Consider the following 23,963-nt stretch of genomic DNA (forward strand, 5'->3'; position numbering starts at 1 on the left):
CCGTAGGGTTTTGAGTTCTCAGATGGTCGGCTGGCTCACGCGGACCGGCCAGCTACCGGAGGCGATGATCGAGCGGTGGTGCCCGTTGTTCTCCGGCGGGATGTCCAGCGCGCGGCAGACGTCGGCGTGCCTGATCTCGCCCTCGCGGTGCAGCAGCTTGGCGACCGAGATTACGGCATCCCACGTCGTGCTCAGGTGTGCCTCGACGCGGTGGCGCTGCGGGGGTAGCGCGGTGCCGCAGGCGGCGGTGATGGCGTCTCGATCGCGCCGCCCGCAACGGTCCAGATTCCGCCATACCTCGCTGATCGGCGGGCGCTCACCGTGTCGCCACCTCGACTCTGCCCACGGTCCTGCGAAGGCGACCAACGGCTCGTGTTCTAGCAGGAGATCGCGGGTCGTGGTCTCACCGCGCAGCCCGAAGCGTTTGCCGTCGAGGATCTGTGCCCGGTCGACGTGCCCGCCGAGGATGACGGTCGCGACGCTGTGCGCCGCCTCGTGGACTGCGAGGTGCAGCCGCAGCCGCTCGCGTTCGGTGATGTTCGAGTACGTCAGTGCGCTGGTCATGCTCTCATCATTCGCTGTGGGGGTGCGGGTGAGGTGGTGTCGAGACACCGGCCCCGGTCCGCAACCAGGCGGGCCGGTGTCTCGACGGTGGGCGACAGGAGATAGCCCGGTCAGATGGTCAGATCGGTTATGCGTCGATGCCGAGTTCGTCGAGGGTGGCGCGGGCGTCGGCCTTGGCATCGGATCGGCGAGACCGCGTGCGGGCGGGTGCATCCTCGTCGTGATGCGCCTGCACATAGGCGACGCGGCGTGCGAGGGCGAGCGCTGCGGCGTCGATCTCGCGCAGCGTGGTCTCCAGACGCTCGGAGATCGACACAGCTCCTCGCGTCTGACCCGGAGGCAGCGCGCGACCCAGTAGCTCCGACAGCGACCTCGCGTGCGGTGCGGCGTGCTCGGCGAGTGTTTCCGGCCAGGTGCCCGCCGCGATGGCCTCGGCGTCGATCTCGGGATCGCCGGGTAGGTCGACCAACTCGATCAGTGCGCGCTTGGCGCGGTCTCGGTTCGATGCAGGAATCCGCGCGGTCTTCAGCCGGGCCTCGCTCTCGGCGACCATCTTCACGATGTGCCGAGGCGCACCGCTGACCGCGTTCGTCAGGTCCTCGACCTCGGGAGCGCGAATCGTGCCGGGGCAGGCTGAGCCGCGACCAGCTCGGCGAGCGGGGCGGTGATCGCCCGAATCTCCGTGACGAGATCGAATGCGTTGGTGTAGACGATCGGCAGGTGCTTTCGCCGCCGCTCGCGCTGCTCGGTCTGCGTCGGCGGTCGCGTCTGGCGCGTCTTGGCGCTCCCGGTGAATCGGCTGTGCGTGCCGTGCGCGGGCAGAGTGCGGGTCATGGTCAATGCCTTACTGTGTCGGTGTTGTGTTGTAGCGCAACGTATCTAGTCGATGTTCGACCATGGCTGGCCATCGTCGTCGAGGACCTGTTCGCCGCTGTGTCGCCTGCTGGCGCGGTGAAACAAGCTGCCGGGGCGATCACCCTCGGATGCCTCGGTTCGGGCATCTGCGTTGTCGACGTCGCTCGGATCGGCGCTGGCGTCGTGACCGGTCATTGATCGTCTCCGCTCTGGCCGCCGAAGTCGGCGACGATGTTGTCGAATACCGCGTCGGTCGCTCGCAGCCGTGCGGCCTGCACCAGCGCGAGGCGGGGCGGGGGCAGCACCGCCAGATAGGCGACGATCAACGCGACCAGGCGCGGCTGGTCTCCGGCCTCGATGGCCTCGGCGAAAACCCCGGCGACGGCCTCGCGGTCGCGGTTGGCGTTGGCCTCGGCGAGCGCATACGCACGCTGCCAGTCACCGTCGGTGGGCTTCAGTTGCTCCCGGAGTAGTTCGAGGCGGTCGGGTTCGTGGCGGTCATCGGGCACAGTTGTCTCCGTTCGGGCCGGGTAGCCGTCGAGCGAGCCGTCGCGCGGTCTCGACGCGGCCCGCGATCACGTGCTCGATCACTTCAGACATCCACGCCGCCAATGCTTCTCGGTCGAGGTGGTCCGGTCGGTCGAGCACGGTAGCGGTCAGCGTCGCGCCGATGTCGTAGACGGTCGTTGCCATCACGCCACCGCCATCAACCGACGAGGACCCTTGGCGGGGTTGTGTGCGAATCCCGGCCACGGGACCGAGACCAACGGCGAGCCGCCGACCTTGACGACGTCGATCACACCGCGCGTCCAGAGATCGGTGATGATCTCCGTGCGCGCCCAGTAGGTGCCGCCGATCTCGGCCTCGATGTCGGCCAGGCGCACGAACTCGCCGTCGGCGACGTGGGATCGGATCAGGCTCACGATGTGTTTCTCGATCTCGTGGTGGTTCTCGGTGGTGGTCATGTCGTGGACTCCTCGGTAGGTGGTGCACCGTGTCCAACCTGGACAGCGGTGCGGGTGGTGGGGTGCTGCCCGCTGCCGAGGCTCAGCTGATAGCGGTGTCTCGATCTCAGGTCGTGGTGATCTGCGATCGGGGGTCGGTGGGACTGCGCAACAGATCGGCCAGCGCGTCGGCGTGCTCAGGCGCGAGGTGTCCTGCCTCGACGTCGATCACCCGCTTGCATCGCCAGAACGCGAGTGCGTTGTGGCACTCGACGATCCGGGGATCGTCGTCGGTTGCACCTCGCGACTTCAGGGCGGCGAGGCGTGACTGCCACGACGCCGGAGGCCGCGAGGCCGGACTGATCACTGCGGTGGTTGGACTCATGCCGCAGACAGTAGAGAGCGGGGGTGCAAAGCCAGGGGCGCTGCGCCGCTAGGCCGGCCGAGTGCTGACCCTGCGACGCAGGTAGGCGTCCATCGCGGTTACCTCGCCGGGCAACGCCCGTTCGCCGATCCGCCAGCAGGTAGGGCGAACTCAACGCGGGCACAAGCGGCACGGGCCGCGACGTCGTGCGCAACGACCAGCGCCGCGAGCTGGTCGGGCTGATGCTGCCCGGCCTGCCACAACGCCGCCGCGCCTTCGAGACCGGGAAGCTCGCCGACGACGCGGACGGTGCCGGTTTCGAGTCCCTGGAGTAGCGCCGACGATCGGGCGACCGCATCACCTTTGGCCCGCCACGGCGAGACCCTGATCGGGTGCGGCGGACTCATTGCGGTGATGGCATTCTCGACCACCTGCCGATAGGTCTCGGCGGTGGTGAATCCCTCGACGGCGATCACCGATGCGCCGACGTCGATCGCCAGCTCCACCGCTGCGCGTGCCCACTGATCGGACGTCATCGGGGCGGACCGGTCGGCGAGCACCGCGACCACACCGTCGGAGCCGACCGAGGTGGCCACAATGCCGCAGGAGTCACCGCGACCAGAGTCGGACGGGTCGACGCCGACGACGGTCAGCACCGGGTCGACCGGAGGAGCCGACAGCCGCCACCGGTCGAACCACTCGCGATGCACCAGACCACCGTCGGGCGGGGTCGGGACACCTTGGTACAGCGAGAACCAGGTGCGCTCGCCAGACGTCCGTCGCGCCGCTGCGTAGTGGTCCGGGGTGTAGCCCAGCGCCGAGGTCATCGCGACGCCGCGCCGCTCCCGGTCCAGAGCATCAGGCACACCGGTCTCCGACACTGCCGGGATGTTGGTATGGGTCCACACATCAGGCTCGGCGTCGAGGAGTTCACCCGCGAGTCCTGTTCGTGCCACCGGGTCATGACCAGCAACACCGACCCGCCAGGATGCACGCGGGTCGACAGGGTCGAGCGGTACTCACTGACCACCCGTCTGCGATGCGCCGCCGAGTCGGACTCGGTGGCATCCTTCACCGGGTCGTCAATGATGAGTAGGTCAGCACCGAAACCCGTTACACCGCTATTGATTCCGGTTGCGAGTAGTCCGCCCTTGTGCCCGTTGACCCGCCACCGACCCACCGCTGTCTTGTCGGGGTTGAGCTGGATTCCGAGGATGTCGGCGTGCTCGGCGATGAGCTGGCGTGCCTCGCGGGAGTGCGCCTGCGCCAGCTCATCGGAGTAGCTGACGAGGACGACCTGACGATCGGGGTCACCGGCCAGCGCCCAGACCACAGTCCAGATCGCCAGTAGGCGACTCTTGCCGGTGCGTGGTGGGGTAGTCACGATGTCGCGCTGGTCGGGCTCGACGACGGAGCGCACCGCGAGGTCTGACAGCAGAGCGATAGTAGGGGTCACCACGAATCCGGGGTCGAGCCGGTGTGCCAGCTCAGCCGGTGACTCGGCGCGGCGCTTCGCCCGCGCGGCCTGGACGATCCGGCAGCCGACGAGGGACCGGAGAGGAGTCGATGCGGTGGCGCTCATGTGGCCGAACGCTACGGTCCTGGCGTGCATCACCGCTGCGAAGAATCGGCGAAGCCGTATTGACTTCGGTCATGACGCGGCTTGTCAGAACTGCGGGCGCTGCGGTACTAATGCGCTGACTTCTGCCTCGGCCACCAAGGGTTTCCCAGTACGAGCAGCGTAATTCCGGCGATGCCTGCGACGACGACCGCGATGAGCCAGCCTATCGAGAAGTCAGCAAACAGGGATGGTGTCGTTCCAGCTGCGAAACCCGAGCAGAGCGCGCCAGCTGCAACGAGGAAAGCTCTCTGCTCAGGGGTGCGTCCCTTACCGCTATTCACTTGTCGCAGCTGCATCTGCACAACCTGCTCTTTGCTCGCAGCCACGTGCTGAACGTCCACAACGCTTGCGCCCGCACCGTATGCGAATCGGGCTGCCTCGATTTCGTAGCCCCTGATTAGGTCATTGGCCTCGGAGTTGATTCGAGACCGTGCTGCGGCTGTGAATTCCAGCAGTGTCGTGTCGTGACTGACTGTTCCATTGTCGATCTGGGTGGATGAATCGCCGCTTGACTGCTCTGGGAGTGCATCGTCGTTTCCTTGCGACGACAGTTCGGCCTCCGGTCCGGTCCAGAAGGCATCTTTAGTGGCATCTGCCCGGGAGGCGGCTGACTCCAGCAGAGCCCCGATGTCGTCCTCACTGACCTTCGGTGGGAAGGGACCATCTTTCCGGTACGCCTCGGTAGGAAGCCGAGGTGTGAAGGTATCTCGCTTCCGCTGATGCTCAACCGCGACCGACAACTCGCTGGCGTCTTCGTCTTGCTTGAATCGTCGTTGCCAGGCTGACCGCAACGCCGCCAATGCGCCAAGGCTCAACGAGCCTGCGCCAGCCGCCAAAACGGCAGCGAGTACTGAGACAATAGGCTCCAGGTCCATGCGCGGATTCTAGGGTGTCCTTGGCTGTGTAGCTTCTATCGCAGCTCGGAGTCCGTCTTGCGTTGGACCGAACGGACTACACGGCGTGAGGTCTCAGGTGTCGCGCCGGATGAGGCGCGCCACTGACGCCGACGACCACCGACCACCCTTGCGGGTCGTCAGTCCCTCGTCGTTGACGATCGTCGCGATGGCGCGGGTCGAGCAGCCCTCGCCGCTCAGCGAGCGCATACGGGCGAGCACGGCCTGTTCGGTCTCGTCGGTCACCAGCTCGCCGGATGCGTCGCCACCCTTGAATCCGAACGGCGGCTGTCCGCCCGCGTACCCGCCCGCAGCTTTTTTGATCCGTCGCCCGGCCTGCATCCGTTGCACGATCATCGCCCGGTCGTACTCGTTGATCGCGGCGACGATCGTGCGGATGAGCTTGCGCTGCGGATCGTCGGGGTCGCGAGGAAGTCGGCGGTCTACGGTGGTCCGATCTCGACCTCGACAAGGGCGAGTTGCGCATCCGTCAGGCTCGGGTCGACGTGAACGGTCACGATGTGGTCGGTGACCCGAAGAATGCTCGGTCGGTGCGTGATCTCCCGATTCCGGCGCGGGAACTGGCCATGCTGAAGGCGATGCGGACCGCTCACCTCCGCGAGCGCATGGCGGTGGGCCGACCGCTGGTCGATTCCGATCTCATCCTGTCCCGGATCGACGGCACACCGTTGCCCGTCCGCGACTACACCCGGTTGTTCACTGACCGACGCAAGGCCGCGAAGCTGCCACAGATCACGCTGCGCAACCTTCGTCATTCCTCGGTCTCGCGGATGCGTGCCGCCGGTGCCTGCCGATGTCGTCGCCGCTTGGCACGGCCACAGCGAGCGCATGACGACGGCGGTCTACGGGCGCGTGAACCACGACCGGCTGAAGGCGGCGAGCGAGGTATTTTCCAAGGCCGTAGGCAATAGTTAGGCAATCCGGCGGCGGTAGGCACTGACCCCGACAATGACGAAACCCGTTCCGACGCAGGTCGGAACGGGTTTCTTGTCTGTGGAGCTAAGGGGACTCGAACCCCTGACCCCCACACTGCCAGTGTGGTGCGCTACCAGCTGCGCCATAGCCCCGTATTCATCACTTCACGTCTCGGAAACCCGTCCGAAGCGCAAAGGCGAAACTACACCATCGACACGGAGGGAACCAAATTCACTCGCTGCCCGCGCGGTAGTGCGCGGGCAGCGGCGCAGCTCTCGCCTCGGGTGAGCACGCTCACCCCGGTCGGTGCCTCCGTCAGTGCGCGGCTTCGAAAGCCTCGAGGACGTTCAGCGGAATGCGACCCCGATCGCTGACCTCATATCCGTTCTTGGTTGCCCATGACCGGATTGCCTGCGTTTGCTCTTTACTCCGGCCTCCGCTGGAGTTCTGCGCTGCACGCTTTGGCGCGCGTGAACCACCGGTACGAGATACCGAAATGTATTTAGCGAGTCCGTCACGGAACTGCTGTGCATGCTTTGATGACGTGTCGAACTCGTAGCTCTTGCCGTCGAGGCTCCAGCGGACGGTTTCGTACTCGTCGAGCACCTTGCCGTCGACGTCGTCGATGACCTGAACGATTTCCTTCTTTGCCATTTTCCCTCCGGTTGTTGCTTGCACTGGACTGGGTGCGGTGTCGGCCGACAGTCGGTGGGCACGTCAGAACGTTTCGGTGAACGTCGAGAACGGTGACGATCTGTCGAGCCGGACGGTATATGCATTCTTTTATACACCGTTTGTTTGCGCATCCGGAATCGCAATTCGTACTGACTGGCCGGTCTACGAGTGGTGCCGAGCGTTCAGGTGTCGTAAATGCGGTTTGCGTCACTACTGAGCATTGCTGATCAAACAATGACAGTTTCAGTTCGTCGGAGACGTCGGGTTGTCGGCGCCGGGCTGGTCGACCCCCGTTGTCGTAGTTGTCCCGACCTCGTTTTCGCTCGCGGCTCTGAGCGATACCGGCGCCTTGTCCACGGCATTGATGAGTGCGAAACCCTTTGTGCCGAGCGAGAATCCCGATTGCGAGTCAGACTGTAGGCAGTAGATTCCCGAGCTGTCGCTGAGGCAGGAGAATCTACCGACCGAAATGGTCATGCCATCGTCGACGATTGCGCTGCGGAACAAAACCGTATGCTCATTCTCGCAACCACCCTGCTGTGCACGTTCGGCAGTCAAGACCACGAGATTCTCAGCCCAAACACAGGAGCGCGGCGTGCGGGCCGGGCGCGTCGCGGATGATTGGTTGTCATTCGCCCGGCACGTCAGAGCACGACGTGAAGCCTCGACGTTGATCGCGGTGGAACAACTGACGGCTTTGTCCGGGGTTGTGAAGTGAAAGCCTGACGTATCACGGACTTCGCCATCGGGCGTCGTCGAACCTTGGTGATATCGCGAATTGTCTGCGCGTGGTGCCGTTGCTATCACGCGCCCGATGGTGTCGCTGGCCAGGAAGGTTGCCGTACGACTTTGTGTGACGATTGACGTCGATGTTGTCGGATAATCCGATTCCGTCGACAAATTGTCTGTCGCCGGCAGAACGATCGACGACGGCGTGGTGTCGGTGTTCAAGCCACACGATGTGAGCGCGACTCCGAGGACTGCGGCAGCGACGAAGGCGGGAACCGCCAGAAAACGCGCGCGGCGGCGACCGTACCCTTGCACTGTGTCGACCCCCAAGATCGTGTTGTTCTACGTCTTCACGCCGCTTCCGGACCCTGACGCGATACGCCTGTGGCAAATGACCGTGTGTGAATCGCTCGGTCTTCGCGGAAGAATCATCGTGTCCCCGCACGGTATCAATGGCACCGTCGGTGGCGAACTCGACAGCGTCAAACGCTACGTCAGGAAGTTGCGGGAGTACCCCGCATTTCGCGATGTCGACATCAAATGGTCCGGCGGCCTGGGCGACGACTTCCCGAAGCTCGTCGTGCGCGTACGGCCCGAGATCGTGACGTTCGGCGCGCCGGACGAACTCGACGTCGACTCGGATGGCGTCATCGGAGGGGGTGACCGACTCGACCCTGACGGTGTACACCGTCTGGTAGCCGAACGCGGCGACGACGTCGTGTTCTTCGACGGACGCAACCAGATCGAGGCGCAGATCGGCCGGTTCGCCGGCGCTGTCGTCCCTGATGTCGAGACCACGCGTGATTTCGTGCCACTACTCGACAGCGGCGCGTTCGATCACCTCAAAGACCGCCCCGTCGTCACCTATTGCACGGGTGGCGTGCGATGCGAGGTGCTCTCGATGTTGATGCGCAAGCGCGGCTTCTCCGAGGTCTATCAACTCGACGGGGGCATCGTCCGCTACGGCGAGCAGTTCGCCGACGACGGTCTGTGGGAGGGCTCGCTCTATGTCTTCGACAGGCGGATGACGGTCAACTTCTCCGACGACGCTGCGGTGCTCGGTCGCTGTGGTGAATGTGGCGCGGCGACGAGCAACGTCGAGAACTACCCCGACCGACAGGGCCGCGAACTGGCGGTGATCTGCCCCGACTGCTTCGACGGGCTCTCCGGCGCCCGCGCATGACTCCCGCCCACGTGAGTGGCGAACCGGTCCCTGTCGTGGTCCTCGCCGGATTCCTCGGCGCGGGCAAGACGACAGTCCTCAACCACCTCCTCCGCACCGGGGGAGCGGGTGGCCGTGCACGCCTCGGTGTCCTGGTCAACGACTTCGGCGCCATCAACATCGACGCGCTCCTGGTGGCGGGGCAGGCCGATGGTGCGGTGACCTTGACCAATGGCTGCATGTGTTGCTCGGTCGATCGGGACGGGCTCGATGCGGCGCTTGCTGCCCTGGCGCGACCGGAAGCGGGGCTCGATGCGATCGTGATCGAGGCGAGCGGGATCGCCGAGCCGAAATCGCTTGTCCGCCTCGTCACCGGTATTCCCGACCCGGGGTTGCGCTACGGCGGACTCGTCTACGTGATCGATGCCGCAGGGTTCGCCGCACTGCGTGCCAAACACCCCGAGGTGGACTCACATATCGCGATCGCCGACCTCGTCGTCGTCAACAAGAGCGACCTCGTCGACGCTGGCAGGCTCTCGGATCTGCTCGCCACGGTTCGGCAGGTGAATCCGTCAGCACCGGCCATCGCCGTCGCCGAAGGCGAGGTCGAACCGGAGTTGCTGTTCGATCGACTGGTCCGACCACCCGAGGACGTCTCGACGCCGCGCCAGCTCACCCTCGACGACCTGATGATCTCCGAGGTTGCACGAGATACCCACTACCACGGAGTCAGCGACCACAAATCGCACGGTCATCTCCACGACGCCTACAGTTCCGTCGAGCTCGACACGACCGACCCGGTCGATCCTCGTCGTCTCGCCGCGTTGCTCCGCGACCCGCCCGTCGGCTGCTACCGCATCAAGGGTGTGGTGCGTTTCGACCTACCCGGATACCGAGATCGGTATGTCGTGCACGGCGTCGGTGGTTTCGTCCGGGTCTCCCGTAGCGGCTGGGCGGGAGAGGAACCCCGCACCCGGATTGTCGCCATCGGATCGGACATGGACCCCGCCGTGGCCGATCGGGCACTCGCCGAGGTCCTGGCCACGCCGGAGACCCTCGACGACGAGTTCGGCATCCTGCACATCACCCGACATCTACCCGATGCTGGCTGAACGGTCCGAGCCTGCCGCCGATTGCGGTCACGTCACAGCTGCCTAACGAATCCCGTCGTCCCAGGTCACCGATTTCCGCATTGCGCACTCTGCTGCTTAGCTGTTAAAGCTGTGACTGTTGTGACTAGTGTTGCGTCTTGGAAGGAGTGAGGTGCGCTCGGTGAACACCGATCCTGCGCGCCCGAAACCGTGATGACCCAGAAACGACACCTGCGGACGCGTGTATCCGCTGCCACCGCGGCGGTTGCCTTCGCCGCTGCCGCAACCGTCGCCGTGACCACGGGCGTCGGCACTGCTGCAGCAGCGCCCGCACCCACGGCACCGTCCTCGCAGCCGACCACCGGCTCGACCCTCGCAGGCAAGACCGTGTTCCTCGACCCTGGACATCAGGGCGGCTCGGCAGGCCACAACCTGTCAGCGCAGGTGCCAGACGGTCGCGGTGGCAAGAAAGACTGTCAGACCACCGGCGCGACCGGAGTCAACGGGGCTGCCGAGCACACGGTCAACTGGCAGATCTCGCAGTTGGTCAAAGCCGGTCTGGAAAGCCAGGGTGCGCGCGTCGTGCTGAGCAGGCCCGACGACACCGGCTGGGGTGGATGCGTCGACGAACGCGCCGCCGCGGCCAGCCGGTCGGGCGCCGCGGTCGCCGTCAGCCTGCATGCCGACTCGACGGCCGCGGGAGCCGACGCGGGCAAGAAGGGCTTCCACATGATCGTGCCAACACTCCCGCTGCCCGACGCCAAGGCCAACGCGGTCCAGGGCGGCGAGGGACGCAAGGCGTCGAACATCATGCGCAACGCCTTCGTCAAGGCGGGCATCCCGTCGGCGAACTATGCGGGAGTCGTCAACGGCATCCAGACCCGATCCGACATCGCAGCAGTGAATCTCACCACGGTTCCCGCCGTGTTCATCGAGATGGGCAATCTGTCGAATCCCGCCGAAGCTGCAGCGCTCGCGGGTCGCGACGGCCAGTTGAAGTACGCCATGGCGATCACCAACGGCATCCTCAACTACGCGCACCCGGGTGCGGTGTCGCCGTCGGCGAACACCCTCAACAAGCCGCCGAGTACCCCGCAGACGAGCACACCGAACTCCGACGGGGGGCTGTCCCTGGTCATCCCGTTCGTCCAGCAACTGCTGAAGTCGGGTGATCCGAAGGAGATCGGTCAGCTGCTCTTGTCGCAGGGTCCCGACGTCTCGGCCCAGGTGCTCAACGCCATGCTCGACATCCTCTACGGACTCTTCGACGGCAAGCTGCCCGTCGGCTGAGTGGCGGAATCCCAGCCGCTCGGGAATCCGGTCCGCACCCGCGAGTTGCGTGCACACGGCTAGTGTTGAAAACCATGGGAATCCGCGATCTCGTCGTCATGAAGACGCCGGTACCGACGCTGCGCGGTCGCAAGGTGCTGATCACCGGTGCGGCGAGCGGAATCGGACGGGCAACTGCCGAAGCAGCCGCAGCAGAAGGTGCCGCGCTCGTACTGACCGACCTACACCCCGAACCACTCGACGAGGTGGTCGCGGAGATCACTGCTGCCGGTGGTGACGTGCTGTTCCACCTCGCCGGCGACGTCTCCGATTACGAGTGGGTCGCCTCGTTCGCGAATCAGGTCGACGCCGAGGTCGGCGTGATGGACGTGGTGATGAACGTGGCGGGCATATCGGTGTGGGGCACCGTCGAGAATCTCCAGCACAAGCACTGGCGATCGATGGTCGACGTCAACCTGATGGGTCCCATCCACGTCATCGAATGCTTTGTGCCGCAGATGGTTCGACGGGGCCAAGGCGGTCACCTGGTGAACGTGTCGTCGGCGGCGGGACTTCTCGCGCTGCCGTGGCACGCCGCTTACAGCGCCAGCAAGTTCGGCATCCGCGGCGTGTCCGATGTACTCCGGTTCGATCTGCGTCGTCACGGCATCGGTGTCTCGCTGGTCTGTCCCGGGGCAGTCGCCACACCACTGGTCAACACGGTGAGCATCGTCGGAGTCGATCGCGACGATCCGCGAGTTGCCAAGCAGATCAGTCGTTTCCATCGGATCTCGGTGAGCCCGGAATCGGCAGCGGCCAAGATCCTCGCAGGCGTGCGGAAGAACAAGTACATGGTCTACACCTCATTCGACACTCGCTTCGGCTATTGGTGGGCGCGCAAATTCGCACTGCCGTACGAGATCGTCATGCGTGTCGCCAACAACCAGTTCGATCACCTCGGCCGCGTCGCAGGCACGACGCTCGAGACGCGTTCGGAACAGAACGCGCAGTCGGGGACTGCAGCGGACCGCAGGTGACCGACACCTTCGTCAAAACCGCGGCGCCGGGGGCGGACGCGGACTTCTTCGCCGCCGAGGCCGCGTCGCTGCGTTGGTTGGCGGAGGGCGGAGCGCGCGTCGTCGACGTGGTCTCGGTGTCGACCGACGAGATCGAACTCGAACGGCTGGCGACCGGCCGTGCCTCGACGGCGGCAGCCGACGACCTCGGCGCGATGCTCGCCCATATGCACGATTCCGGTGCCGCCCATTTCGGTTCTCCACCCGACGGTTACACCGGACGACAGTTCATCGGGAAACTGCAGCTTCCGACCGTCACGCGCGACACATGGGGGCAGTTCTACCCCGCAGCACGCGTGTTGCCGTTCCTCGACGCGGGTGTCGATGCAGGCAACGTGACCCCGCGCGACGCCGAAGTCACCCGACGCGCCTGCGACCTCGTTGCCTCGGGCAGGTTCGACGACGGCGAACCGCCGGCACGTCTCCACGGCGACCTCTGGGGAGGCAACGTGGTCTGGACTCCCGACGGTGCGGTTCTCATCGACCCGGCCGCCCATGGCGGGCACCGGGAGACGGACCTGGCAATGCTTGCCCTCTTCGGTTGCCCGTACCTCGACCGGATCGTCGAGTCCTATGAGCGGGTGCATCCGCTGATCGCGGGATGGCGGCAGCGTGTTCCGATTCACCAGCTGCACCCGCTCGCGGTGCACACGGTCAGGCACGGTCCTGGATACGGGGCTGCGCTCGGCGACGCCGCACGGGCCACACTCGCACTGGCAGGACACGACTGGTGACTTCGACGACGACCTCGACGACGCAGAGCCCTGACTTCGATCCGTCGATCCTGGTGGTCTCGGCCACCCGCGCCGAGGCGCGGTATGTGCCTGACAGCGCTCGGCTCCTCGTCACCGGAATAGGAAAGATGCGAGCCACCGAGGCGCTGACCCGCGCACTCGCCGACCCGGCGGCCCCGCCCACGAGACTCATCGTCAACATCGGCACAGCAGGAGCGCTGCACGACCACCACTCCGGACTGTTCCTTCCGTCGGTGGTCATCGAGCACGACATCAGCGCCCCCGAATTGCGTGCGATGGGTTACCCGATCGTCGACCGCTGGGAGGTGGCGGACGGCGACGGTTCGGTGCTGGCCTCGGGCGACACGTTCGTCGCCGATCCGGTACGGCGCGCCGGGCTCGCCGCACACGCCGACCTCGTGGATATGGAGGGCTGCGCGGTCGCGTATGTCGCCGCAGCCTTCGACGTCGGATTCCGATTGGTCAAGGTGGTCAGCGACACCGCAGACGAGAAGGCGATGGACTGGCCGTCGATGGTCGACGACGCCGCCCGACTACTCGGTGACTGGCTCGACGACGTCGGCGGTCACTGACCGGAATTCACCGTTGGTTGCGTGCCCGGGTGGTCTGGTAGACGGCCGACCCGGCGGAACGCGTTGCCGGCTCGTAGCGGTCGAGATCAGCGGCAGCTGACGCGTGCACCGTCGTATGGCCGTCGAGCCGCTCACCCGCGGCGGTCCGCTGAACCTGGCCAGCGGTGGCCCGTCGTCGCGGTTCCTGCGTCGCCGCGTTGCGCGGGGGATGTTGGCGTGCCGCGTCATCGCGGGCGGGGCGCTCACGTCGGGGATCGGCAGCCTCACGGCTCCGCTGCGGCGCATCGTCTCGTCGGCTGGAACGGTCGGTCGTCGTGCCTTCCGGCATGTCACCGCGGTGGTCGCGAGCCGGTCGTTCGCGCGTTGGCCGTTCGCGACCTTTATCGTCCGCGGGGGCGCGACGGGTGCGGGGTTCGTCAGCCGGCGCGGGCGCCCTGCGCGAGCGAGCGGGTTTGTCGGACTGCGACTTCGTGGCACGCGAAGGGCGCGCACCCGTCGCCCCGGACTTCGTGGCCGAACCTGCGGCGCTGCCCTTCCTGTCGGCGTTCCTTGTGGCCGAACCATGTGCGGCGGCGCCATCTTTCGGGGCGGAACGCTGTGCACTGGACGTCTTCGACGGCGCTTTCCGCGGTGCGCGCGATGCGGCCGAGCGCGGGGCCCGACGCTTGGTCGTCGGTGACTCGGTCTCGGCCTGCCCGCGGGTCGTGTACCAGCGACCGACGCCGAGAGCCAACGTGACGAGGAAGGTGACCAGAATCCACGGAAAGTCATTGGCGATCGGTAGGAGCACCTTGAAGATCAGGCTCTTGAGCCCCGATGCGTCGTCGGCGTTGAGGCCGTACAGGGTGATCACACCCACGCCGAATGCGATCAGCGGTGGCTGGGCGACGGCGGTGAACAAGGCACGCCTGCGCACAGCGAGAACTGCGAGGACACATCCGACGAGATAGAAGAAGTTGAAGACCGAGCCCAGGCTGTCATTCTGATTGGCGTCGATGACCGCGCCGACGGCGGTGAAGATCGCAGCCACCAGAACGGCGCCCCACCAGGGGATACCCCGGACATTGGGCAGTACCGACTGTTGGTCGACTGGCACCGCGGAACGGCTTCGCTGCGGGAAAGGCACCCCTAGACGGTACCGGGTGATCCCTGGATTTCCCTTAACCAGAGGTCGATGTTGCGCGCGCGTCTGGTTCGTCCGGTATCCGTGAGGTGGAATCGGACGGCGAGTCGACCATGCCTGGCGTCGAACGCACCCCGACGTCGATGGAACTCGGTTGTGCAGGCTCGGAGATGACACCGAGTGATTCGAGCGACGCGAGCTTGCGTGCCGTGACTCCGACGCGGCTGTCGACTACGCCGAGCGTCGAGTTGAACGACTCGACCGCTCGGCGAAGTGAGATGCCCATTTTGTCGAGGTGGCCGAGGAGCGAGGCGAGACGGTGATGGAGTTCGACCCCGAGCTCACGAATGGTCGCGGCATCGGCGGCGAGCGCATCATGACGCCATCCGAGTGCGACGGTGCGCAGCAGTGCGATCAAGCTCGTCGGTGTCGTCAGGACGACATTGCGCGTGAACCCGTACTCGATCAATCCAGGGTCGGCGCGTACCGCAGCGTCGAGGATCGCGTCACCGGGTACGAACAGCACGACCATTTCAGGGGTGTTCGCGAATGCGGTCCAGTAGGACTTCGACGCCAACTGCGCGATGTGTGTTCTGACCGCCCGGGCATGGGTGTCCAGGTGCGCGGCCTGCTTGTCGGGGTCGTCGCTGTCGCTGGCGGCGAGGTACGCGTGCAGCGGGACCTTGGCGTCGACGACGATGCTCCGATCGCCCGCCAGATGGATCACCATGTCGGGACGCACCTGGCCCGAAGCCTCCGACTCGGCCGACACCTGGGTGCTGAAGTCACAATGCTGACTCATGCCCGCCAGCTCGACGACCCGCTCGAGTTGGAGTTCGCCCCAGCGGCCGCGCACGTGCGGCGTGTGCAGTGCGTTGGCCAGCGCGCGGGTCTCGTGCGACAGCTGCTGTGACGCGGTGTGCATCCCTCGGACCTGTTCGGCGAGACCCGAGTACGCGCTGATCCTGTTGTGCTCGACCCTGCGGAGCTCCTCCGACAACTGACCGAGTACGCCACGCAGTGGTTCGACGATGTGGTTGACCTGGGAGCCGATCGCCGTCGACTGCCGGCGCGCCGCATCCTCGCTGGCCGCCGACAGCGAGCGCGCCGCCAGTTCCTGCGATGTACGCAGCGCGTCGGCCTCGGTTCGGGCGGCCGAGACGGCGGCTGCAGACCGGGAGGCGTTGGCGAGCCAGCCCACGACGGCGCCGAGCAGCAGACCAATGAACAGTGCGAGGCTGACGAACAACATGCCCTGATGGTGCCGGTCGATACCGACATGTTTCGGGGGCACGGCATCGTCGCAGGTCAGAGCGTGAGGACTGCGGCTGGGGCGACGAATGCGGTCAGTATGTCGGAATCCCGCCGTCCTCGTAGGTGAGCAACCACTGCTTGAGTGCCTTCCCGTAGCGGAAGCCGGCAACGGTGCCGTCCTGACGCAGTACACGGTGGCAGGGGACGAAGAGCGTCACGGCGTTCCTCGTGCATGCGGCGGCCGTGGCCCGGATGGCTGTCGGGTGCCCTGCGGCCTCGGCAAGCTGGGCGAAGGAGGTCGGGTTGCCGGCTTCGACCTGCCGCAGCGCCTCCCACACCTTCTCCATGTAGGGGCCCGACCGTTGTCTGACGCTCACCGCGTCGATCGCGGAGAGCTGGCCGGCGTAGTAGGCCTCCACCGCGTCGGTCACAGTCGAGAGGCTGTCGGACCATCGCGACGACACCGGGCGGAGCGTTCGGTGGATCGACGGCAACAGTGACTCGACGTCGTCGGTCCAGCCGGACGCCAGAACCGCACCGGAGTCGTCGACAACAGCCGTGAACGGGCCGGTCGGCGTGGAGATGGTGACGTGGGCCGCCGCGGCATCCGGGGTGGGGTCGGGGGAGGCCGGCGCAGCGATCTGTGCCGAGCTGGCGGGGCAACTCATCCCAGCGGGGGAGTCGAGGGTGGTCATGGTTGTCTCCTGTGCGTCGGTGCGGTGGTGCGCGGACACACCGACTCCCCGGGTCAGGAGACCTTGCGGAGCTGGGTTCCGAGCCGATGGCGCCACAGGTGCATGGATGCGTACGAGCGCCACGGTGCCCACGCCTGCGTGGCGGTGAGGTCGATGCGCAGATCGTTCGCCGCCTGCCGGACCACGAGGTCGTGGTGGAGCAGGGTGTCGGGGTCGCCGGTGACCACCATGGTCACGTAGTCGGCTGTCCACGCCCCGACTCCCGTCAGCGTCAGGAGTTGGGCACGCATCTCAGACGCGGGTACCCCCGGGTGAAGTTCCATCGAGTTGTGGGCGATCTCCGATGCCGCAGCCACGATGGCCTCGACGCGCCGGCGTGGCCCTCGTAACACCGTGCCGCCAAACTCGGCGATGGCAGCCGCGGTCGGAAACGCGCGGTGCGGGCCTGACTCCCAACCGGTGTCGGCGCCCAGAGCCGAGACCAGTGCACCGATGTGATGACGTGCCGCGCGCACGCTGATCTGCTGACCCATCATCGTGCGGATCAGGGCCTCTGTGGGGTCCGGCGACCCGGGAAGTCTGATACCCGGTGCAGCGTCGACGAGTGGTGCGAGGGCGGGGTCGGTACGCAATACGTTCTCGGCTGCTGCGGCATCAGCGTCGAGGTCGAGCATGCGCCGCACACGCGCCACCCCTGCGCCCAGGTCCCGCGTGTCGAGATGCGACAGGTGGACCACGACAAAGGGACCGCGCCGGTGGTCGTCGGAGCCGGGCGAGACCCGGACCAGCGCGTGCCCACGCGGGAGTGAGAGGACGCGCGAGAACGTCCACGTGCCCGCTGGATCGACGTTGTATTCCTCCAGTGAGTCGACAGCGTGAGCGCCGAGGAGCGTCGCGGGCCACGAGCTGTCGAAGGGTTCGCGGTAGGGCAGCCGCAGAGCGATGGTGGCACCGCTTTCGGCGCCGTCGATCCCCGGGTACGGGTGGCGACTGCCGAACGAGCGCAGCCTCGTCGGGGTGAGGCCGAAGATCTCGCGGATGGTGTCGTTGAACTGTCGCACGCTGGTGAATCCCGCAGCGAAGGCGACGTCGGCCATGGGCATCGAAGTGCGCTGGATGAGGGTACGAGCGGTCGTCGCGCGATGTGCGCGGGCCAGGGCGAGCGCTCCGGCGCCGAGCTCGGCTGTCAGTACCCGGTTGAGATGACGAGGCGAGTAGCCGAGCGCTGCCGCGAGGCCACCGACTCCGCCGCGTTCCACCACACCGTCGGTGATGAGACGCATCGCCCGCACGCCCAGGTCGGCGTCGCTGTTCCAACGCGGTGAACCCGGTACGGCATCAGGGGCGCAGCGCCGACACGCACGGAACCCGCGGACCTGAGCTGCCGCGGCGGTCGGGACGAACGACACGTTCGTGGGTCGCGGCGTCGGAGCCGGACACGACGGGCGGCAGTAGATGCCCGTCGTGTGCACGGTGACATAGAACTGCCCGTCGAATCGGCGGTCCCGGGCCGACAGCGCCCGATAGCACGTGTCGAAGCCGAGGTCACCGGCTGCCTGCGTCGTGGTCACGATTCACTGTGGCACACCATCGCGCGCCGGTTCTGGCGGAAATCGGCCATCACACAGGCCTCGGTGTAATCCGGGCAAAACGTGATGTAGATCATATTCGGGTGGCACCATGTTCGGCATGAACTCGCCATTCGGAGGTTTTCGACATCGACGTCGCAACCGCGAACTCCCCCTCGCGGAGTACCCCGAGTGGGGACTGGACATCTTGCGGGGACTCTACGGATGCGAGACGGTCGACAGAATCGTCGCGGAGCAGCAGACGTGCGAGATCGCTGCGTCGCCGGGACGTGCGACCCCCGACGGCTCGTCGTCGGCACACACTGCGCAATCCGGACTCGGACGCGGTGTGCCCTTCGACACTCGACGGCTCGACGACGCCGAACCTGGTTCGAGGCGATCAGAGCGGGGCGCCGAGAGCGCGCATACCAACAGTGCGCAGATCAATCGATCTCGCGACGACGACGCGCCTGTTCCCCCGGAGATCCTGACTCCCATGCTCGCCGAGATCGAAGCGATCAACGCGTTGCTGAGGTGGCTCAAGCGGACTTTCGCGCGTCACTGACGGCGCCCTCACGGACGGCTTTTCGCGCGAGCGGACCCGATCGTGTGAGGATCATCGCGTGACTGCTTCGTCCGATGACGTTCCCGCCGCCTCCGAACCCGCGCCAGATCCTGGTGCAACCGACTCCCCAGCCACCGGCGAGAAGGTCGTAGCCGGGAGTGCCGGTGTCGGCAACGCCGCTGCTGGCGACAGCGGGGCCGAGAAGACATATCCGACGCGAATGGCTGTCCTGCGGCAGGGGCTGCGTGAGTGCGCGATCGTCGCGTTGCAGTCGGTTCTCGTCGTGGCCGCGGTGTGGGTGCTGCTGTGGGTGGTCGGCAAGCTGTGGGTGGTCCTGCTGCCCGTGCTTCTCGCGATCATCGTCTGCACCGTGCTCTGGCCGCCGGTCGGGTGGCTGCGTCGCAAGGGGGTTCCACCTGCGGCGGCGGCGCTGCTCATGATGGTGATCGCGATCGGTGTCGTCGCAGCGGTGATCGCTCTCATCGTTCCTTCGGTGGTTCGGCAGGCTCCCGAGTTGGCTGCGCGCGCCACCGACGGTCTGCGGCGGCTGCAGGATTGGGCGCAGGGGCCGCCGTTGAACATCCGCGACGAGCAGATCGACAACGCGGTCCACGCCATCATCAGCAAACTGCAGTCGAGTTCTGCGACGATCGCATCGGGTGTGTTTAGCGGTGTTGGGACGGCGACGTCGCTGTTGGTCACGCTGTTCACCCTGATCGTGCTGGTCTTCTTCTTCCTCAAGGACGGACCAAAGTTCACGCCGTGGATCGACCGCACCGTCGGGCAGCCGTCTGCGACGCACATCAGCGAGGTGCTGCGCCGAATGTGGAGCACGCTCGGCGGATTCATCCGAACACAGGCCATCGTGAGTCTGGTCGACGCCACCTTCATCGGTATCGGGCTGTTCATCCTGCAGGTGCCGCTGGCCGGCGTGCTCGTGGTGATCACCTTCATGGGCGGTTTCATCCCGATCGTCGGCGCATTCGTCGCCGGAGCGCTCGCTGTCTTGATCGCGCTGGTGTCGAACGGCCTGACCACCGCCCTGATCGTGCTCGCCATCATCATCGGCGTCCAGCAACTCGAAGGAAATGTGCTGCAGCCGTGGCTACAGGCGAAGTCGATGAACCTGCACGCCGTCATCGTGCTGCTGGCCGTGACCCTCGGCGGATCGATCTTCGGCATCACCGGCGCATTTCTCGCCGTCCCTGCTGCGGCCACGTTCACCGTCGTGCTGCGTTATCTGAACGAGCAGATCGCTGAACGTGCAGGGGACAGACTCCCACCACAGGGTGCGCCGGTAACCGAAAGCGTCGGGGTTCCCGGCGATTCGCTACCGCCCGACGCCGATACGTCGGCGTCTTCCTCGACCCGTTCCGCCGGTGGCGGCGACGGTGCATCCAAGGACGAGAACGAGTCGGACTGACCGCCCTCGGGACCAGGCGCAGCTCCCCGTAGACTGGACACCCGTGAGTCTCACCCTCGGCATCGTCGGACTTCCCAACGTCGGCAAGTCCACCCTCTTCAATGCACTGACCCGCAACGACGTCCTCGCAGCGAACTATCCGTTCGCCACGATCGAGCCCAACGTTGGAGTGGTGGAGCTTCCGGACAAGCGCCTCGAGCGTCTGGCCGAGATCTTCGGTAGCGAGCGCATCCTGCCCGCCACCGTGTCGTTCGTCGACATCGCGGGCATCGTCAAGGGCGCCTCCGAGGGCGAGGGCATGGGCAACCAGTTCCTCGCCAACATCCGCGAGGCCGACGCCATCTGTCAGGTTGTCCGCGTGTTCGCCGATGACGACGTGGTGCATGTCGATGGCCGCGTCGACCCGTTCGCCGACATCGAGGTCATCGAGACCGAGCTGATCCTCGCCGACATGCAAACGCTCGAGAAGGCGATCCCGCGGCTGGAGAAGGAAGCCCGCAAGAACAAGGACCAGGCCGAGGTCCTCGAGGCCGCGAAGAAGGCCCAGGCGATCCTCGACTCCGGCAAAACCCTGTTCTCGCAGAAGGATTCGTTCGATCTGGCGTCGGTTCGTGAACTGCACCTGATGACGGCCAAGCCGTTCCTCTATGTGTTCAACGCCGACGAGTCGATCCTCACCGACGACGCCCGCAAGGCCGAGCTCAAGGCCGCCATCGCTCCCGCCGACGCGGTGTTCCTCGACGCCAAGGTCGAGAGCGAACTACTCGAACTCGACGAGGCCGACGCCCAGGAACTGCTCGACTCCATCGGGCAGGACGAGCCGGGCCTCCGTTCACTGGCACGGGCCGGATTCCACACACTCGGCCTGCAGACGTACCTCACCGCAGGGCCGAAAGAGTCGCGCGCGTGGACGATTCACCAGGGCGACACCGCACCCAAGGCGGCAGGCGTCATCCACACCGACTTCGAAAAGGGCTTCATCAAGGCCGAGATCGTGTCGTTCGACGACCTCGACGCCGCCGGCTCGATGCAGGCCGCCAAGGCCGCGGGCAAGGTACGCATGGAGGGCAAGGACTACGTCATGCACGACGGGGACGTCGTGGAGTTCCGGTTCAACGTCTGAGCCAAGAGGAAGTGACCGCTTCGAAGGACGTAGCCCAGACGGTGATCCGTCGGGCGGCAGGCCCGGAGGAGTACCCGCGCCTGGTGGCAATCTGGCGCAGTGCCGTCGACGCCACACACGACTTCCTCGCCGAGGCCGACCGCGACGAGATCGAATCGCACCTGGCTTCCGACTACCTGCCGCACGTCGACCTCCACGTTGCCGATCAGGATGGGCTCCCAGTCGGGTTCGCCGGAGTCTCAGGGGAGAGCCTCGAGATGCTGTTCGTCGACGCGCTGCACCGCGGCCAGGGGATCGGTACCCGTCTGCTCTCCTTCGTCGTCGCGCAGTGCGGCGTGCGAACCGTCGACGTCAACGAGCAGAATGCGCAGGCGGTCGACTTCTACCGCCGACGTGGTTTCACCGTTGTCGGTCGGAGCGAGCAAGACGATCAGGGTCGCCCCTACCCGATCCTTCACATGGCGTTCCGCGGAGAGGGTGCAGAGCTCGAAGCGAGCGAGCCCCGATTCACCGTGTAGCCGTCCGGCTACGTGTCGGGAGCGTGCGGCGACCAGTCGGTGCCCATGCCTCCGTGACACTTATGCATGCCGCGGCGGCGGGTGCGGCAGCGTCGACGATCCACAACGAGTCGTAGCATCGGCACGTGGGCGAGACCGAGGAAATCTATCTGGCGGGCGGCTGTCTGTGGGGCGTTCAGGCCTTCGTCTCGACGTTGCCGGGGGTCCTCTTCACCGAGGCTGGACGAGCGAACGGCGTCGGGCAGTCGCTCGACGGTGAGTACGACGGTTATGCCGAATGTGTACGGGCCCGGTTCGACCCGACGGTCGTGAGCGTCGCGCAACTGATGGCGTATCTCTTCGAGATCATCGACCCGCACAGCGTGAACCGGCAGGGCCGGACGTCGGCGAGAAGTACCGGACCGGCGTGTACTCCGACAACCCGACGCATCTGCAGCAGGCGCGAGAGTTCATCGCCGCGAGAGACGACGCCGAACTCGTCGTCGTCGAAACGCTGCCTATCACCAACTACGTGCGCAGCGCGGACGAACATCAGCACCGACTCGCTCGCTTCCCCGAGGACTCCTGCCACATCCCTGCGGACTTGCTGACCAGGTACCGCAGCACGTCCGTCGACGAATGTGCTCTGTGAAGTCGGCGCAGACACTCGACGACGCCGACCGTCGCGTGCTCGCACGGTGGGCGGTCGCGTGTGCGGAGCGGGTTGTCTCGCTGTTCGATGCCGACGCAAACGCGCAGAATGCGATTCGCGACGCCGTCGCCAGGACCCGGGCGTATGCCGAGGGCGACAGTACGGCGGCCGACGAGATCGCCAAGCGGATGCAGGCGGTGACGGCCGCGAAGCAGGCGACCACACCCGCAGGTGCGGCCGCCGCCCGGTCGGTCGCGCAGGCATCCGCAGTCGCCCACATGGGCGCGCACGCACTGGGTGCTGCAGCTTATGCGGTGAAGGCGATCGGACTTGCGAATCCCGACGATCTGCAAGCAGTGGATGCCGAGATCCGTTGGCAGATAGAGGAGTTGGCGGAGGAGGAGCGGTCGGCGTTACGTCGACTTCCATCGCTCGGCTCCGATTCGTCAGGTCCTCTCGGGCCTGGACTGCTGTGCCGCGGGATCCTGGGCACGACGATCCGCACGATCCAGGCGCAGACGGGATGCGCAGACCCTCCGGTCAGTCCTCCATGAGTGAGCGGTCAGTGGACAGTTCCACCGTCGCCCACACCTCGTGTTCGGTGGAGGCGAGTCTGTCGACGATGAAGCGGCGAACCTGATCTTCCTCTTCGACTCGCCAGACGCCGGGCGCCACCAGGTAATCGACCTCCACGTAGAGCCGCCGCCCGAGTCGTGTGGCGCGAATGACCGGTTCAGCGAGGTCGAAGTGCTCTGTGGCCTCGTCGGCGGCCCGCTCGATGATCGCGCTCAGTTCGTCGGGAGGAGCGGCCTCCATCAGTTCGCGAATGGCCTGTCGTGCGAGCTTGACCGCCATCGGGGCGATGGCTGCCGAAGCGATCAGGACCAGCGTCGGATCGACGTAGGCGGCCGCCGATGCGGCGCCGTGATGTCGGAGTGCGAGGGCGATACCACCGCCGATCGCGACCATGACGCTCATCAGGGTGCCGGCGCGCCAGCCGACGAGCTCAGCTCGGACCAACTGCGACGACCGTGCCGGGCGAGTCAGCAGCACGACGACAAGCAGCGACAGAATGGCCGAGACGACACCGTAGAGGGCCACCGATCCGGGATCGGCGTCGGAGCCGCCCGCGATGATCACCGACACGGCGTCGGCGACGCCATAGGTGAGAGTCGCGATGAGCGCCGTGCCCTGCAGCGCGACCGCGAGCGCCGTCGCACCGTGTCTGCCGAACGGGAACTCGACGCTCGGCGGTGAGGCCGCGGCGTGCGCGGCCACCATCGACGTCCCGACGAGCGCGATTCCCGCGAGCATGTAGATGCCGTCGAACAACACCACACTCGAGCCACTGATCACGCCCCAGATCACCGCTCCACCGCCGAGCACTGCGGTGGCCGTGAGGCTCGTCTTCAGAGCTCTGCTCTCGCTCGCAACTCCATCGGGCACCTTCGCAGTGTCGCACGGGCCATCCCGCGAGTACGTGCCGCGCCGACCGTCGGCGTCGGACATGTCGCCGTATTCGTCGATCGATGCCGTTGCGATCCGTCGCCTGACCGA

At 66.2% G+C, this 23,963-nt stretch carries 31 protein-coding genes, 1 tRNA gene and 1 pseudogene; 12 read left to right on the forward strand and 21 right to left on the reverse strand.

Annotated elements, in window-relative coordinates:
• Positions 1–18: 18 nt before the first annotated feature.
• The 16 genes from LK459_RS17210 to LK459_RS17280 form a co-directional block, all read right to left on the reverse strand.
• Positions 19–564 (reverse strand): hypothetical protein, encoded by a 546-nt coding sequence (locus LK459_RS17210; RefSeq protein ID WP_227919754.1) that lies wholly within the window; start codon positions 562–564, stop codon positions 19–21.
• A gap of 127 nt (positions 565–691) precedes the next feature.
• Positions 692–1,117, reverse strand: a complete 426-nt coding sequence (locus tag LK459_RS17215) for a hypothetical protein (RefSeq protein WP_227919755.1) — start codon at positions 1,115–1,117, stop codon at positions 692–694.
• 38 nt (positions 1,118–1,155) lie between these two features.
• Positions 1,156–1,398 carry a hypothetical protein gene (locus LK459_RS17220; RefSeq protein WP_227919757.1) on the reverse strand — a complete coding sequence of 81 codons (243 nt, stop codon included), beginning with the start codon at positions 1,396–1,398 and terminating at the stop codon, positions 1,156–1,158.
• Between the two features lie 45 nt (positions 1,399–1,443).
• Positions 1,444–1,614, reverse strand: coding sequence for a hypothetical protein (locus LK459_RS17225; protein ID WP_227919758.1), 171 nt, complete (start codon positions 1,612–1,614; stop codon positions 1,444–1,446).
• Entirely contained in the window at positions 1,611–1,928 is a 318-nt protein-coding gene (locus LK459_RS17230; RefSeq protein ID WP_227919759.1) for a hypothetical protein, read from the reverse strand. Before LK459_RS17230 ends, LK459_RS17225 begins: the two co-directional genes overlap by 4 nt.
• Positions 1,918–2,112, reverse strand: coding sequence for a hypothetical protein (locus LK459_RS17235; RefSeq protein ID WP_227919760.1), 195 nt, complete (start codon positions 2,110–2,112; stop codon positions 1,918–1,920). Before LK459_RS17235 ends, LK459_RS17230 begins: the two co-directional genes overlap by 11 nt.
• Positions 2,112–2,384, reverse strand: coding sequence for a hypothetical protein (locus tag LK459_RS17240; protein ID WP_227919762.1), 273 nt, complete (start codon positions 2,382–2,384; stop codon positions 2,112–2,114). The genes LK459_RS17235 and LK459_RS17240 overlap by 1 nt, the downstream gene beginning before the upstream one ends.
• 106 nt (positions 2,385–2,490) lie before the next feature.
• Positions 2,491–2,748 (reverse strand): hypothetical protein, encoded by a 258-nt coding sequence (locus LK459_RS17245; RefSeq protein ID WP_227919763.1) that lies wholly within the window; start codon positions 2,746–2,748, stop codon positions 2,491–2,493.
• 98 nt (positions 2,749–2,846) lie between these two features.
• Positions 2,847–3,593 (reverse strand): phage terminase large subunit family protein, encoded by a 747-nt coding sequence (locus LK459_RS23345; protein ID WP_407648610.1) that lies wholly within the window; start codon positions 3,591–3,593, stop codon positions 2,847–2,849.
• Positions 3,551–4,309, reverse strand: a complete 759-nt coding sequence (locus LK459_RS23350) for a terminase large subunit domain-containing protein (RefSeq protein WP_407648612.1) — start codon at positions 4,307–4,309, stop codon at positions 3,551–3,553. The genes LK459_RS23345 and LK459_RS23350 overlap by 43 nt, the downstream gene beginning before the upstream one ends.
• 107 nt (positions 4,310–4,416) lie before the next feature.
• On the reverse strand, positions 4,417–5,223 hold the full coding sequence (locus tag LK459_RS17255) for a hypothetical protein (protein ID WP_227919764.1): 807 nt from the start codon (positions 5,221–5,223) through the stop codon (positions 4,417–4,419).
• A 93-nt stretch (positions 5,224–5,316) separates the two neighbouring features.
• Positions 5,317–5,598, reverse strand: coding sequence for a recombinase family protein (locus LK459_RS17260; RefSeq protein ID WP_265416847.1), 282 nt, complete (start codon positions 5,596–5,598; stop codon positions 5,317–5,319).
• Positions 5,599–5,684: 86 nt separating this feature from the next.
• Positions 5,685–6,017 (reverse strand): hypothetical protein, encoded by a 333-nt coding sequence (locus tag LK459_RS17265; protein ID WP_227919765.1) that lies wholly within the window; start codon positions 6,015–6,017, stop codon positions 5,685–5,687.
• A gap of 239 nt (positions 6,018–6,256) precedes the next feature.
• A tRNA-Ala gene (locus tag LK459_RS17270) sits at positions 6,257–6,329 on the reverse strand.
• Positions 6,330–6,492: 163 nt separating this feature from the next.
• Positions 6,493–6,831, reverse strand: a complete 339-nt coding sequence (locus LK459_RS17275) for a histone-like nucleoid-structuring protein Lsr2 (RefSeq protein ID WP_007240287.1) — start codon at positions 6,829–6,831, stop codon at positions 6,493–6,495.
• 264 nt (positions 6,832–7,095) lie between these two features.
• Positions 7,096–7,803 (reverse strand): hypothetical protein, encoded by a 708-nt coding sequence (locus LK459_RS17280; RefSeq protein ID WP_227919767.1) that lies wholly within the window; start codon positions 7,801–7,803, stop codon positions 7,096–7,098.
• Between the two features lie 94 nt (positions 7,804–7,897).
• Here LK459_RS17280 and trhO point away from each other — a divergent pair, with 94 nt between their 5' ends.
• The 6 genes from trhO (at position 7,898) to LK459_RS17310 (ending at position 13,506) form a co-directional block, all read left to right on the forward strand.
• Positions 7,898–8,764, forward strand: a complete 867-nt coding sequence (gene trhO / locus LK459_RS17285; protein ID WP_227919768.1) for an oxygen-dependent tRNA uridine(34) hydroxylase TrhO — start codon at positions 7,898–7,900, stop codon at positions 8,762–8,764.
• 11 nt (positions 8,765–8,775) lie between these two features.
• Positions 8,776–9,855: a CobW family GTP-binding protein gene (locus LK459_RS17290; protein WP_227919770.1), complete on the forward strand. Its 1,080-nt coding sequence runs from the start codon at positions 8,776–8,778 to the stop codon at positions 9,853–9,855.
• A 192-nt stretch (positions 9,856–10,047) separates the two neighbouring features.
• On the forward strand, positions 10,048–11,124 hold the full coding sequence (locus LK459_RS17295; RefSeq protein WP_227919771.1) for an N-acetylmuramoyl-L-alanine amidase: 1,077 nt from the start codon (positions 10,048–10,050) through the stop codon (positions 11,122–11,124).
• Positions 11,125–11,198: 74 nt separating this feature from the next.
• Entirely contained in the window at positions 11,199–12,140 is a 942-nt protein-coding gene (locus LK459_RS17300) for an SDR family oxidoreductase (protein ID WP_227919773.1), read from the forward strand.
• Complete coding sequence (locus LK459_RS17305; RefSeq protein WP_227919776.1) at positions 12,137–12,913, forward strand: fructosamine kinase family protein; 777 nt, start codon at positions 12,137–12,139, stop codon at positions 12,911–12,913. Before LK459_RS17300 ends, LK459_RS17305 begins: the two co-directional genes overlap by 4 nt.
• Positions 12,910–13,506: a nucleosidase gene (locus LK459_RS17310; protein ID WP_227919779.1), complete on the forward strand. Its 597-nt coding sequence runs from the start codon at positions 12,910–12,912 to the stop codon at positions 13,504–13,506. Before LK459_RS17305 ends, LK459_RS17310 begins: the two co-directional genes overlap by 4 nt.
• Positions 13,507–13,513: 7 nt before the next feature.
• Here the strand turns inward: LK459_RS17310 and LK459_RS17315 are convergent, their stop codons facing one another.
• The 4 genes from LK459_RS17315 to LK459_RS17330 all read right to left on the reverse strand — a co-directional run bounded on the left by LK459_RS17315 (position 13,514) and on the right by LK459_RS17330 (position 18,149).
• Positions 13,514–14,632: a DUF6542 domain-containing protein gene (locus LK459_RS17315; RefSeq protein WP_227919781.1), complete on the reverse strand. Its 1,119-nt coding sequence runs from the start codon at positions 14,630–14,632 to the stop codon at positions 13,514–13,516.
• A gap of 34 nt (positions 14,633–14,666) precedes the next feature.
• Positions 14,667–15,881, reverse strand: a complete 1,215-nt coding sequence (locus tag LK459_RS17320) for a DNA recombination protein RmuC (protein WP_227919782.1) — start codon at positions 15,879–15,881, stop codon at positions 14,667–14,669.
• 94 nt (positions 15,882–15,975) lie between these two features.
• Complete coding sequence (locus LK459_RS17325; RefSeq protein ID WP_227919783.1) at positions 15,976–16,578, reverse strand: methylated-DNA--[protein]-cysteine S-methyltransferase; 603 nt, start codon at positions 16,576–16,578, stop codon at positions 15,976–15,978.
• Positions 16,579–16,631: 53 nt separating this feature from the next.
• Positions 16,632–18,149 carry an Ada metal-binding domain-containing protein gene (locus tag LK459_RS17330; protein ID WP_227919784.1) on the reverse strand — a complete coding sequence of 506 codons (1,518 nt, stop codon included), beginning with the start codon at positions 18,147–18,149 and terminating at the stop codon, positions 16,632–16,634.
• A 118-nt stretch (positions 18,150–18,267) separates the two neighbouring features.
• Here LK459_RS17330 and LK459_RS17335 point away from each other — a divergent pair, with 118 nt between their 5' ends.
• The 6 genes and pseudogenes from LK459_RS17335 to LK459_RS17360 all read left to right on the forward strand — a co-directional run bounded on the left by LK459_RS17335 (position 18,268) and on the right by LK459_RS17360 (position 22,960).
• Positions 18,268–18,711, forward strand: a complete 444-nt coding sequence (locus tag LK459_RS17335; RefSeq protein WP_227919785.1) for a hypothetical protein — start codon at positions 18,268–18,270, stop codon at positions 18,709–18,711.
• Between the two features lie 58 nt (positions 18,712–18,769).
• Positions 18,770–20,134 (forward strand): AI-2E family transporter, encoded by a 1,365-nt coding sequence (locus LK459_RS17340; RefSeq protein WP_407648615.1) that lies wholly within the window; start codon positions 18,770–18,772, stop codon positions 20,132–20,134.
• Positions 20,135–20,177: 43 nt separating this feature from the next.
• Positions 20,178–21,257 (forward strand): redox-regulated ATPase YchF, encoded by a 1,080-nt coding sequence (gene ychF / locus LK459_RS17345; protein WP_227919786.1) that lies wholly within the window; start codon positions 20,178–20,180, stop codon positions 21,255–21,257.
• Between the two features lie 11 nt (positions 21,258–21,268).
• A complete protein-coding gene (locus LK459_RS17350) occupies positions 21,269–21,775 on the forward strand; it encodes an acetyltransferase (RefSeq protein ID WP_227919787.1) in 507 nt (168 codons plus the stop codon).
• A 194-nt stretch (positions 21,776–21,969) separates the two neighbouring features.
• Positions 21,970–22,406: pseudogene (locus LK459_RS17355) on the forward strand (peptide-methionine (S)-S-oxide reductase).
• Positions 22,394–22,960: a putative immunity protein gene (locus tag LK459_RS17360; RefSeq protein WP_227919788.1), complete on the forward strand. Its 567-nt coding sequence runs from the start codon at positions 22,394–22,396 to the stop codon at positions 22,958–22,960. Before LK459_RS17355 ends, LK459_RS17360 begins: the two are co-directional and overlap by 13 nt.
• Here LK459_RS17360 and LK459_RS17365 read toward each other — a convergent pair.
• Complete coding sequence (locus tag LK459_RS17365; RefSeq protein ID WP_227919789.1) at positions 22,947–23,852, reverse strand: cation diffusion facilitator family transporter; 906 nt, start codon at positions 23,850–23,852, stop codon at positions 22,947–22,949. The genes LK459_RS17360 and LK459_RS17365 overlap by 14 nt on opposite strands.
• Positions 23,853–23,963: the final 111 nt, after the last annotated feature.

The organism is Gordonia otitidis, from assembly GCF_020735545.1.
In the GTDB taxonomy this organism is placed as follows: Bacteria; Actinomycetota; Actinomycetes; order Mycobacteriales; family Mycobacteriaceae; genus Gordonia; species Gordonia otitidis.

Coding starts and splice junctions, on each gene's coding strand:
- LK459_RS17335 (WP_227919785.1), top strand. CDS start 18,268: ATGAACTCGCCATTCGGAGGTTTTCGACATCGACGTCGCAACCGCGAA.
- LK459_RS17245 (WP_227919763.1), bottom strand. CDS start 2,748: ATGAGTCCAACCACCGCAGTGATCAGTCCGGCCTCGCGGCCTCCGGCG.
- LK459_RS17265 (WP_227919765.1), bottom strand. CDS start 6,017: ATGACGAAGGTTGCGCAGCGTGATCTGTGGCAGCTTCGCGGCCTTGCG.
- LK459_RS17275 (WP_007240287.1), bottom strand. CDS start 6,831: ATGGCAAAGAAGGAAATCGTTCAGGTCATCGACGACGTCGACGGCAAG.
- LK459_RS17210 (WP_227919754.1), bottom strand. CDS start 564: ATGACCAGCGCACTGACGTACTCGAACATCACCGAACGCGAGCGGCTG.
- LK459_RS17325 (WP_227919783.1), bottom strand. CDS start 16,578: ATGACCACCCTCGACTCCCCCGCTGGGATGAGTTGCCCCGCCAGCTCG.
- LK459_RS17320 (WP_227919782.1), bottom strand. CDS start 15,881: ATGTTGTTCGTCAGCCTCGCACTGTTCATTGGTCTGCTGCTCGGCGCC.
- LK459_RS17225 (WP_227919758.1), bottom strand. CDS start 1,614: ATGACCGGTCACGACGCCAGCGCCGATCCGAGCGACGTCGACAACGCA.
- LK459_RS17220 (WP_227919757.1), bottom strand. CDS start 1,398: ATGACCCGCACTCTGCCCGCGCACGGCACGCACAGCCGATTCACCGGG.
- LK459_RS17295 (WP_227919771.1), top strand. CDS start 10,048: ATGACCCAGAAACGACACCTGCGGACGCGTGTATCCGCTGCCACCGCG.
- LK459_RS17215 (WP_227919755.1), bottom strand. CDS start 1,117: ATGGTCGCCGAGAGCGAGGCCCGGCTGAAGACCGCGCGGATTCCTGCA.
- LK459_RS23350 (WP_407648612.1), bottom strand. CDS start 4,309: ATGAGCGCCACCGCATCGACTCCTCTCCGGTCCCTCGTCGGCTGCCGG.
- LK459_RS17235 (WP_227919760.1), bottom strand. CDS start 2,112: ATGGCAACGACCGTCTACGACATCGGCGCGACGCTGACCGCTACCGTG.
- LK459_RS17300 (WP_227919773.1), top strand. CDS start 11,199: ATGGGAATCCGCGATCTCGTCGTCATGAAGACGCCGGTACCGACGCTG.
- LK459_RS17240 (WP_227919762.1), bottom strand. CDS start 2,384: ATGACCACCACCGAGAACCACCACGAGATCGAGAAACACATCGTGAGC.
- LK459_RS17260 (WP_265416847.1), bottom strand. CDS start 5,598: ATGATCGTGCAACGGATGCAGGCCGGGCGACGGATCAAAAAAGCTGCG.
- LK459_RS17255 (WP_227919764.1), bottom strand. CDS start 5,223: ATGGACCTGGAGCCTATTGTCTCAGTACTCGCTGCCGTTTTGGCGGCT.
- LK459_RS17360 (WP_227919788.1), top strand. CDS start 22,394: ATGTGCTCTGTGAAGTCGGCGCAGACACTCGACGACGCCGACCGTCGC.